This window comes from Oceanococcus sp. HetDA_MAG_MS8 (genome assembly GCA_019192445.1).
Taxonomy (GTDB): domain Bacteria; phylum Pseudomonadota; class Gammaproteobacteria; order Nevskiales; family Oceanococcaceae; genus MS8.
Map to the genome: position 1 here is coordinate 1 of JAHCMK010000016.1, position 8,831 is coordinate 8,831.

Annotated in this window: 10 protein-coding genes; 6 read left to right on the plus strand and 4 right to left on the minus strand. The window is 59.3% G+C overall.

The window, feature by feature from the left end:
* From KI787_15520 to KI787_15535, 4 genes are all read right to left on the minus strand, one after another.
* Window positions 1–319: Hpt domain-containing protein (locus tag KI787_15520; protein MBV6631364.1), on the minus strand; the 319-nt coding region annotated here is incomplete at its 3' end.
* A gap of 183 nt (window positions 320–502) precedes the next feature.
* Window positions 503–1,606 carry an AFG1 family ATPase gene (locus KI787_15525; protein MBV6631365.1) on the minus strand — a complete coding sequence of 368 codons (1,104 nt, stop codon included), beginning with the start codon at window positions 1,604–1,606 and terminating at the stop codon, window positions 503–505.
* A complete protein-coding gene (locus KI787_15530; protein ID MBV6631366.1) occupies window positions 1,603–3,414 on the minus strand; it encodes a hypothetical protein in 1,812 nt (603 codons plus the stop codon). The genes KI787_15525 and KI787_15530 overlap by 4 nt, the downstream gene beginning before the upstream one ends.
* Window positions 3,414–4,241: a hypothetical protein gene (locus tag KI787_15535; protein MBV6631367.1), complete on the minus strand. Its 828-nt coding sequence runs from the start codon at window positions 4,239–4,241 to the stop codon at window positions 3,414–3,416. The genes KI787_15530 and KI787_15535 overlap by 1 nt, the downstream gene beginning before the upstream one ends.
* A 178-nt stretch (window positions 4,242–4,419) precedes the next feature.
* Between KI787_15535 and xerD the strand changes: the two genes are divergently transcribed.
* From xerD to KI787_15565, 6 genes are all read left to right on the plus strand, one after another.
* The gene (gene xerD, locus KI787_15540) at window positions 4,420–5,298 is read left to right on the plus strand and encodes a site-specific tyrosine recombinase XerD (GenBank protein ID MBV6631368.1); all 879 of its coding nucleotides are present in this window, start codon (window positions 4,420–4,422) and stop codon (window positions 5,296–5,298) included.
* A 102-nt stretch (window positions 5,299–5,400) separates the two neighbouring features.
* Window positions 5,401–6,123, plus strand: coding sequence for a DsbC family protein (locus KI787_15545; protein MBV6631369.1), 723 nt, complete (start codon window positions 5,401–5,403; stop codon window positions 6,121–6,123).
* A complete protein-coding gene (gene cysC, locus KI787_15550) occupies window positions 6,123–6,728 on the plus strand; it encodes an adenylyl-sulfate kinase (GenBank protein MBV6631370.1) in 606 nt (201 codons plus the stop codon). Before KI787_15545 ends, cysC begins: the two co-directional genes overlap by 1 nt.
* A gap of 25 nt (window positions 6,729–6,753) precedes the next feature.
* On the plus strand, window positions 6,754–7,542 hold the full coding sequence (locus KI787_15555) for a crotonase/enoyl-CoA hydratase family protein (GenBank protein MBV6631371.1): 789 nt from the start codon (window positions 6,754–6,756) through the stop codon (window positions 7,540–7,542).
* 2 nt (window positions 7,543–7,544) lie between these two features.
* Window positions 7,545–7,940 (plus strand): hypothetical protein, encoded by a 396-nt coding sequence (locus tag KI787_15560; protein ID MBV6631372.1) that lies wholly within the window; start codon window positions 7,545–7,547, stop codon window positions 7,938–7,940.
* Window positions 7,941–7,968: 28 nt separating this feature from the next.
* Window positions 7,969–8,739, plus strand: coding sequence for an SDR family NAD(P)-dependent oxidoreductase (locus tag KI787_15565; GenBank protein MBV6631373.1), 771 nt, complete (start codon window positions 7,969–7,971; stop codon window positions 8,737–8,739).
* The last annotated feature ends 92 nt before the right edge of the window (window positions 8,740–8,831 follow it).

Consider the following 8,831-nt stretch of genomic DNA (forward strand, 5'->3'; position numbering starts at 1 on the left):
TGTGGGATGACAATGCGGCAAGTGCCTGATCGATGCGCGTCCACAGTTGACTGTGCAGGCTGGGGTCTAGAGCTTGCCCTTCGGCGTGGCAATCGCGCAGAAGTCGGTCCAAATCCCGCAGGGCCTCGCTGAGGTCGCGAAAGCCATAACTTCCCGAAGAGCCGGCCAGCTTATGGACTTCGCGTTCATAAGCATGCAAGGCCTCGGCGTCGTTCAAGGCCAAGCCTTGTTCGCGGAGTTCCTGCAGCCTCGCTGGTAGCGCCTCGCGGTATTTGGCGATGAGTTTTTGTACGGCGGGAGAAAGAGGGCGATCAGTCATGAACAAACCTGGGCCGGATTGAAGAGGATTCGTGGCATGTGCGGCAATGGACTGGGTTCCGACTGAGGTCGCTGGACGCGGTCATAACCCTCATCAGCCACGCATGTGCCGCTTGCAACATGCAAGCCCCAAGCACGCGGGTGTGCGCTGTAGGGCAGGGTCTGCCACGGGATGCAGGGTTGGCTAAACAGGGCGGTGGGGCTGAGCCAAATAGTCTTCGGTTTGCATTTCTTCCAACCGACTCAAGGCGCGTGCAAACTCAAAGGCCAGCCGTTGCCCGGTATAGAGCTGATTCATGGGAACTGCAGCGGACAAGATGAGCTTGACGCGCCGGTCGTAAAACTCATCCACGAGGTGCAAAAACCGGCGTGCTTCATTTTCGTGTTGGTAGTCCATTTGCGGGACATCCTGGAGCAGGATCGTGCCGAATTCCCGCGCCAGCTCTATGTAATCGGCGGCGGCTCGCGGGCCTTCACAAAGTTCGCTGAAGCGAAACCAAGCCACATCATGGGCGCGGGCTTCAACCGCAATATCCCGCCCCAGCACATCCACGGGCAGTGCGGTTTGCGCGGCCTCACCCGTCAGATGTTCGTAACACTCCTTCAACACCGTGTCGGTGCGTGGCCCTAAGGGGTGGTGATAGGTGTGAGCGCGGGTGAGCTCGCGCAGCCGGTAATCGGTACCTCCGTCCACATTGAGAACCTCGCATTGACTCTCCAGGGCCTCAATGGCCGGCAGGAACCGGCTGCGTTGCAAGCCATTGGTGTAAAGCTGCTGGGGCGCCTGGTTGGAGGTCGCTACCAACACCAATCCCTCGGCGAAGAGTTGTTGTATCAGCCGCCCCAATATCATGGCGTCGGCAACGTCGGACACGAAAAACTCGTCAAAGCAGAGGACCCGGCAGCGTTTGGATAAATCTTTGGCAATAGGCAGTAGGGGGTCTGGCTGGTCCGCGTATTGTTTGATGGCCGTGTGTACCTGGGCCATGAAATGGTGGAAGTGGGCCCGGTGTGCGACTCCAGGGGGCAGGTCGGCCGCCAGCATATCCATGAGCATGGTCTTGCCACGTCCCACGCCGCCATACATATAGAGACCCTTGATGTTTTGGCTTTTGCGTCGGCCAAACCACTTACGCGTCGGAGCGCTCGTCAATGCGCTGTAGACGCGTTGCAGGCTTTGTACAGCGCGCTCCTGCGCGGCGTCTGGCTGCAGGAGGCCGTCCTTCAGGGCTTGGGAATAATGAGCCTGGGGGCCAATAGGGGTTGGGGCCACAGCCGATTGGGTCATGATCTGCGCCCTCGGTGGCCGAGCAGGGCGAGTAAGCCTAGCCACAGGCTGCCGCCGCCAGAACCGCCGCCGGAATCATCGTTTGCGCCGGAGCCGCTGTGTAGACAGCTTTGGGCGCTCACTGCGGTAAAGCAGTGTTGTTGATCAGCGCCATCTTCCTTCTGATCAAAAGCGCCATCCCGCCAGCGCGCAGGTGTGGCCGGATTGGCATCCAGGGGTTGTAATGCATTGTCCAAGCTACGGGTCAGTAGTTGTAGCCCCTCAGCGGGGCTCCAATTCGCAGGCACCGTTGTGCTCAGGCTGAAGGTTGTGAGCGGCTGCTGAGTAGAGCTGCGTAGCCATTCACCGTTTTGGGTATCGATGTCCCATTGCTGCACCGATGATTGCCATTGCAGGCGCGGGGGAATGGCTTGAGCCAAGCCGGGGTAGTGGTCAACGTTGTTCTCGGCATTGATCCAGCGCATAGGGCGATCAAATTGCAAATCAATGTGTAGCGTTTGACCGGGTTCCAAATCTTGCGCGGACTGCACATCCAACTGACGCTCTTGAGCAACCTCTCGCCACTGGGCTTGATAAACAATGGCGCCTGAGGTGCTGCGCGCTGTGACCCTGCGTAGCCAGGGCCGGCCCTGGCTGAGGTTAGCGGCCAGCAGTAGCATCTGCCGGGCATCTACACGCATGGCGGGAACGATGCGCTCGGGCAGGATAAATCCATCCCGGGTCACCCCGCGTCCACCATACTCTGCCGAGCTCTGTGCGGGCTCTAACTCCAGAGTGTAAGCCGGCACCTTGAGCTCGAAACCAAACAGCTCATCGGTAGCGCCAATGCCGAAGTCGCCGCAGCCCTCGCCGGTATTAGGGTTGCCGGTGGGCACATTGCGGTAGGGAGTGCGCGCCGCCAAGCGAAAACGCTCCACCCAGTCGTTGGCGGTGCTGTCCAGGCGCGGGAGACCAAAGCAGTTCCAGAAGTAGAGGCGTCCAAAGCTATGGACATCGACATAAAGGCGGAGTTGATCCGGTGATGCTTGGCTGACCCAGTCCTCCAACAAGGCAGTTTCAGGCTCGCTACCGCGGTCTTCGCCGTGGTAGACCAGCCGATCGGGGGAGTTGCTGGATCGGCCTAAATCGCTGCTGCTGGCCCAAAACCGCCCTACGTTGCGATTCAGGTCCACGCCCAGCAGGGTGTTAGCAGTGGTGTCCAGGTTGTTGTCGGCGTCACGCAGGTTTTTTCGCCGCATGCGGCCATCGCGGGGGACGGAGGTACTCGCCGCGCAGTTTGCGCCAACACCAGGCTGCTCCGGTGCTTCGCAAATGCGGGTCTGAGCCGCAATCTGCTGTGTATGGGCTAAACCATCAGGGTTCATCACCGTGAGTAGGCACAGCGGTATGCTTTGTGCGGCCCAGCTAACCAGGGGCTGCTGCCTCTCCAGGGTTAGCCATTCGGCTAGTCCTAAAACGGCTTCGGGCGAGGCCCATTCCCGTGCATGGATGCCCCCGGTATAGAGCACCTGCGTGGCTTCATCGGGCCCAAAGCACAAGGCCTCGATAGGCCGATCTTCTAGGCTGCGGCCCCACTCCTCCAAACGTGGGCCTTGGCTCTCCACGGCCAATTCTCGATGTCTGAGATAGATGCCGGCAAGACTGCGAAATCCAGCCAGGGGCTGGCTTTGATCCGCGACTTGGGGCACTGGGTAACCTAAGGCGACACGGTCAGAGTCGGCCTCGGGATTCGTCTCCACGTAGGTCAACACACGAGCTTGGGCGCAGGGACTCAGGAGGAGGGCGATAGTCAGGACGCGTTTGAGCATTAGTCGTCCACCACATTGCTACCCGCATGAATCAGGACCAACGCGGCCAGCTTGCGCTCCGCGCTGCCCAGGGCCTTGGTGCTTTTCCAGCGATGGGCTTGCTGCAGCGCGGCTGGCCAAAGTGCCAATCCTGCAGCGACTGCGGGTAGGTCTGTTTGAGTACTCCAAGCTGCAGCCAGGATCTTTTGTGCACGAGGGTCTCCTACGGCAGCACGTCGACCCCAGGCCTTCCAAGCCTGATTCGACAGCGCGGGGTTGTGGCTCAATGCCTGCAACTCGGTGTGACTGAGGTTGGGCAGCTCGCGTTGTATGTGGCGCAGGCTGCTCGCGGATTGCGCCCGCTCTAACCAGGTATGTCGCCAGTCCGGGGCATCTATGCGCTGTGCCAAATAGGCGAGCAAGGGCTCGGGCCAGGCATGCTCAGGTCCAGCGGCAAGAACCTCTGGTGGTAGCGGGTCGCAGCTATGAAGCCAGCGTGACCATGCCTGGATCTCTACCTCTGAAGCTTGGCCGGCTTGAGGCAGCTCTTTCCAACCAGCCTGTAGTTCTTGCACTTTGGCAGCGATATCAAGCTGCATGAGGGCCGCGTTTGCCATTGCCGCCATAGACAGACGGCTAGGTGCGTGGCCGGCGCGGCTTTCCGCAAAGCTGGCGTCCGAGCGTTGTGGATAGTCTAGCCATTGCTCCAACCATGCTCGTTGCGATGGATCGGGCTGGTCATACAGCGCTTGAATGCGCGCAGCTACGGTCGCATCTGGGCTCTGGGCCCAGGTCAGGACCGAGAAGGTGGCCAGACAAATGCCAGTCAATGTCAATATCTCTCGCATAAGGGCATTCTAGCCTGCTGGGTCGCTATGGCTGCAGCTCCCGAAGAGACGGTAATGCAGGCGCGGAATCACGGTCTTAGGCTTGAGGGTGATGTCTGTTGCCTGTGCGCCATTGGTGGTTGAGATTGCGAGCACAGCGATTGACTCATCATCTTCCCAAACAAGGCCATTCGACCGCATGGATCCAGATCAAGCACTCGACGCGTTTTGTGCAGCATTACTGCTGGATCAGGGGCTGTCAGAGCGTAGTGTCGAGGCCTACCGCAGCGATATTCGGGCCTTACTCAAGCTGGCTGCGCGGGCACAGCTCGATTGGCGGGAGCTCAATAGCGCACAAATGCAGCAGTGGTTGGCCGAATCTGGCCTGGCCGCAGGTACTCAGGCGCGACGGATTGCGAGCTGGCGCGCCTTTTTTCGCTGGGCCGCGCAAACGGGCCAAGTCAGTCCTAATGTGGCGGCGGCGCTGCAGCGCCCCAAGACAAACCGCCCACTGCCGAGGGTATTGACGGCTGAAGATGTGGACCGGCTATTGGCAGCGCCACCGCTGGAGAATGCTAAGGGGCTGCGCGATCGCACCATGCTGGAGCTGATGTACGGCTGTGGCCTGAGGGTGAGTGAGTTAGTCGGTTTGGCGGCTCATCAGTTGCACTTAGATGGGGGCTACTTGCTCATTCGTGGTAAGGGGGATAAAGAGCGCCTAGTGCCGCTGGGTGGCGAGGCCCTGTATTGGGTCCAGCGCTATCTGCGCGAAGCTTGGCCGCAGCTTCGTCTTGCGCGCCGCGCAGATGTACTCTTTCCGGGCCGCAACGGCGCCATGACTCGGCAGAACTTTTGGCGCATTATCAAGAATCTAGCCGTGCAGGCAGGTGTTTCGTCAGAGCTGTCTCCGCATGGTTTGCGGCATGCATTTGCCACCCATCTATTAGAAAATGGCGCAGACTTAAGGGCTGTGCAGATGCTGCTTGGGCACCAAGATTTGTCGACCACGCAAATCTACACCCATGTCGCCAAAGCCAGGCTGGCTCAACTGCACGCTCAGCACCATCCGCGTGCCTAAGAGGTACGGGCTGAATGTCTGAAATGCCCGTGAATGGCACAAAAGGCAAAGCGCTGGGTCCAAGGGGCCAACATGACACACACAAGTAGGACGATTGTCACCATGATTAAGCACCTGACTGCGGCACTGATGATTGCATTTAGTGCGCATGCAGCAGCGGATGACCAACAGGCCATCAAGCATATTTTTTCCAGCCTCAAGCCGGCCATGGCGAGCCTCAATATCGACGATATTCGGCCCAGTCCGGTGGAGGGGATTTACGAAGTGGCCCGTGGAATGGCCTTCTTCTACGTGACGTCTGACGCCCGCTATGTGTTCAGTGGCGATCTCGTCGACGTACAAAGTGGCGTTTCCATTACCGAGCAAGAGCGCAAAACGCTGCGCCTGCGGGAATTGGAACGCGTAGGGGGCGGCTCCTTCATTAGCTTCCCGGCCGAGAATGAAAAGTATGTGATCACCGTTTTTACGGATATTGATTGTGGTTACTGCCGCAAGCTGCATCGGGAAATGGCGGAGTACAACAAACGTGGAATTACCGTTCGCTATGCTTTCTACCCGCGTAGCGGCCCAAATACCCCAAGCTTCCAAAAGGCCGAAGCGGTGTGGTGTGCCGATGATCAAAACGAGGCCATGACCACCGCCAAAATGGGTGGAGAGGTGTCCGGGGATAATTGCGAAAACCCTGTGATGGCGCAATACGAAGCGGGTCAGGCTGTAGGCGTTCGAGGCACACCGGCGGTGATCTTGCCGGACGGCAGCATGCAACCGGGATATCTGCCAGCCGAGCGCTTGCTAAGCGTTCTCAAGGACGGAGGACAGGGCTAATGAGTGCAGAGAACATCGTTTGGCATGATCACCAGGTCAGCCATGCAGAGCGCGTCGCGCAACGCGGCCAGAAACCCGCAATCCTCTGGTTTACAGGCCTGAGTGGCAGCGGTAAATCGACGATTGCCAATGCTGTTGAAGTTGAACTTCTCAAGCGTGGAGCGTTTAGCTACCTTCTTGATGGCGACAACGTCCGCCATGGCCTCTGCAAAGACCTAGGTTTTACTGACGCCGAACGGGTGGAGAATATTCGCCGCATTGGCGAGGTGTCGAAACTCTTTGTGGATGCCGGGCTCATTGTGCTCACGGCATTCATCTCGCCCTTCCGTGCTGATCGAGATATGGTCCGCGCCTTAGTGCCAGACGGCCAATTTGTGGAAATTTTTGTGGACACCGATTTGGCCATCTGCGAGTCGCGCGATCCCAAGGGTCTCTACCGCAAGGCGCGCGCGGGTCAGATTCCCAACTTCACCGGCATCGACTCCCCCTACGAGGCTCCGGAGGCGCCAGAGTTAGTACTGAGAACAGCCGAGGGAGACCCTGGCGTGATGGCTCAGCAGGTGTTGGACTACTTGCAGGAGCAAGGCTTACTAGCCGGCGGCTAAATCTGGTTGGCTTGAGGGGAGACACATGAAATTCGATGTCTTAGACGTAGAACAGCGCGGGCATGTGCTGCTGATGGGGCTTAATCGCCCACAGAAGTACAACGCTTTCGACCGCCAACTGTGGCGTGAGCTGGCCCAGGCCTATGCCATATTGGACCGCGACGCTGAGCTGCGTTGCGGCTTGGTATACGCCCACGGCAAACATTTCACGGCGGGGCTGGACTTACCACAGTGGACGGAGGTCTTTGCGTCCGGCGCGTGGCCAGATGTGGCCTCCGATGAATGCGACCCGGTTGCACTGCGCCCCGGCAAACGGGTGCGTAAGCCCATCGTGTTTGCTATCCATGGCATCTGCTACACCATTGGTATTGAGCTGGCGCTGGCGGCGGATATCCGCATTTGTGGGGAGTCGGTTCGTTTTGGCCAAATTGAGGTCAAACGCGGTATCTACGCGGTGGGTGGAGCCAGTATCCGCATGGTGCAGGAGTTTGGTTATGCCAATGCCCAGCGCTATTTGCTCACCGGAGATGAGTTCGGCGCCGAGGAGGCTCTACGCCTGGGTATGGTGCAAGAGGTGGTCGCCGATGATCAGGTCTTTGCCGCAGGGTTGGCCATGGCCGAGAAAGTCGCCGCGCAGGCGCCGCTAGGCGTGCAGGCGAGTTTGGAATCCTCGCGGGCCAGCTTAGACGGCGCGGCTCAAGAGGAAGCGCAGCGCTTGGTCGCTAGGCTGGCGCCTTTGATGGACAGTGAGGATGTGCAGGAAGGTGTGGCGTCGTTTTTGGAGCGTCGTGCGGCGAATTTCCAGGGGCGCTAAGCGTGCTGCCACCCGAGGAGCTACTGGTCCGGCTAAGCGTCGCCGCTGCATTCGGTGTGCAATTGGTGCTGACGGTAGTGCTTCTGCCAATGTTGCAGCACGCCCGTGGCATGTTGGCGGCCGCGCTATTTCGTGAGCTGGTCCCTCGGGTCTTGTTATTGGGGGCCTGCGTGTCGGCCGTTTCCGTGCTGGCCATAGCCTGGCGTGACCTACGGGTGCACATGCTGCTGGCCTGCATGGTTTTTGTGTGCATGGGCCATGCCCTGGCCAGGCACAGCCTGCGGCTGCATACCGTTTTGCGGCGCGCGGAACGCGATCCCGAAGCGGTGTTAAAACCGTTTCAGGTCTTGGCATCAGCCCAGCTTGCGGTGAGTTTTGTGGTCGTGATGATGGTGTAGCGTCAGGCGAAGCATGGACGAATGAAGAGTGACTGAGCGAATCAAAAATCGACATATTGTGATTACTGGCGCATCCAGCGGCATCGGGCGCGCGACTGCCATGCGGCTGGCCGATGCGGGTGCCAACTTGCATCTTATTGCCCGTCGCGAGGAGGAGTTGCAGGCGGTTGTTGAGGCCATTCGCATGCGTGGCGGGCAGGCGGAGTACAGCGTATTGGATCTCAGTGACGCTACGGCCGTAGATGACTGGCTACAGCAGTGGAAGGATCGAGGCGCGGTCTGCGACGTTTTAGTCAACAACGCGGGCCGCTCCATCCGCCGTGGAATTCGCGAGTCATTGCAGCGCATGCACGACTTCGAACGCTGTATGCAGCTGAACTACTTTGCGGCGGTGCGGCTGAGCCTGGGCCTTTTGCCAGGCATGCTAGAGCGCAAATCTGGCCATCTGGTCAATATTTCGACCTGGGGTACGCTCATGCCGGCCCCGCGTTTTGCCGCCTACGCGGCAAGCAAGTCAGCTCTGGATGCTTTTTCGCATTCCGTAGGGTCGGAGTTAAGACATGCTGGTGTCGCGGTCACAACGGTGCATTTCCCCATTGTGAAAACGCCCATGATTGCGCCCACCAAAGTCTACGCACGCCTGCCGGGACTCAGCCCAGAGCAGGCGGCGTCCTGGATTGAAAAGGCTATTCGGAAGCGGCCTGCACGCATTGCGCCCCCTTACGCCACCCTGTTTGGTTTACAGCACACTTTTTTGCCGCGCCTGACCCAGCGTGTGGCGGACTTGGCAAAGCTCTAGGCGCTTAGCCGAGATGGGAGGGCTGTGGCGGAGTAGGGTCGCCACAGCCGGAAAATTGCGCGCCAGTTGCGGCCAAGCCCGTGTGAGCTGCC

What these genes read in the sequence shown, in the direction of transcription:
- KI787_15535 (MBV6631367.1), bottom strand. Translation starts at nt 4,241, where the DNA reads ATGCGAGAGATATTGACATTGACTGGCATTTGTCTGGCCACCTTCTCG.
- KI787_15525 (MBV6631365.1), bottom strand. Translation starts at nt 1,606, where the DNA reads ATGACCCAATCGGCTGTGGCCCCAACCCCTATTGGCCCCCAGGCTCAT.
- KI787_15545 (MBV6631369.1), top strand. Translation starts at nt 5,401, where the DNA reads ATGATTAAGCACCTGACTGCGGCACTGATGATTGCATTTAGTGCGCAT.
- cysC (MBV6631370.1), top strand. Translation starts at nt 6,123, where the DNA reads ATGAGTGCAGAGAACATCGTTTGGCATGATCACCAGGTCAGCCATGCA.
- KI787_15530 (MBV6631366.1), bottom strand. Translation starts at nt 3,414, where the DNA reads ATGCTCAAACGCGTCCTGACTATCGCCCTCCTCCTGAGTCCCTGCGCC.
- xerD (MBV6631368.1), top strand. Translation starts at nt 4,420, where the DNA reads ATGGATCCAGATCAAGCACTCGACGCGTTTTGTGCAGCATTACTGCTG.
- KI787_15555 (MBV6631371.1), top strand. Translation starts at nt 6,754, where the DNA reads ATGAAATTCGATGTCTTAGACGTAGAACAGCGCGGGCATGTGCTGCTG.